Annotated in this window: 1 protein-coding gene; it reads right to left on the bottom strand. The window is 35.3% G+C overall.

Annotation, left to right across the window (positions count from 1 at the left end; all coding sequences use genetic code 11):
• Positions 1-19: 19 nt before the first annotated feature.
• The coding region (locus M3183_RS26990) for an IS3 family transposase (RefSeq protein ID WP_251475128.1) at positions 20-255 on the bottom strand (236 nt) is incomplete at its 5' end.

A 255-nucleotide genomic window follows, 5' to 3' on the forward strand; every position in this document is an offset into this window, starting at 1 on the left:
TAAAGTTGGACAAAAAATATTATGCTGATTGCCCGGTGGTTAGAAGCCTGTATTGTACAGGGCTTTTACCACCGTTTTTTTCTTTTATTCGATAATTGTTATAGTAACTTATCCAATCTGCTGCAGCATGAGCGACATCCTCAAAGGATTTGTAATCATGGTGATAGATTTTTTCACATTTCAAAAGGTGGAAGAAACTTTCCATTGCCGCATTATCAAGACAATTTGCTTTTCGTGACATACTTTGAAATACAT

Source organism: Neobacillus mesonae, assembly GCF_023715155.1.
Taxonomy (GTDB): Bacteria; Bacillota; Bacilli; order Bacillales; family Cytobacillaceae; genus Neobacillus; species Neobacillus mesonae_A.